Raw genomic sequence first — 266 nt, 5'->3', positions numbered from 1 at the left:
TTTCCGGATTTGGTGTTTCAAGTATCAGTAGTCCGCCTGGCTGCAATTCTCGTAATGAATTAATGATAAGACTATTAATTTTGTCGATTTCCATGTGTTCGACGACATGGAAAGCTGTAACAATTGCAACTGAATTCTCGGGAAAACTTTGCAAAATGGCAAGCGCATCACCCTGTTCAACCGTTAACCCGCGCGATCCACACTCAGAGAGCATCGCCTCATCCAGATCAATGCCTCTTTCCTTAAATCCCAGATTGTTGACGGTC

General features: G+C 44.0%; 1 protein-coding gene. It reads right to left on the bottom strand.

Annotation, left to right across the window (positions count from 1 at the left end):
• Window positions 1–266, bottom strand: a 266-nt coding sequence (locus KVT28_RS25285; protein WP_217550932.1) for a bifunctional 2-polyprenyl-6-hydroxyphenol methylase/3-demethylubiquinol 3-O-methyltransferase UbiG, incomplete at both ends; no start/stop codon positions are given.

It is taken from the genome of Pantoea sp. GbtcB22 (assembly GCF_019091025.1).
Classification (GTDB): Bacteria; Pseudomonadota; Gammaproteobacteria; order Enterobacterales; family Enterobacteriaceae; genus Pantoea; species Pantoea leporis.
Note: the sequence above shows the minus strand (reverse complement) of the source record. Positions and strands in the feature narration are given on the sequence as shown.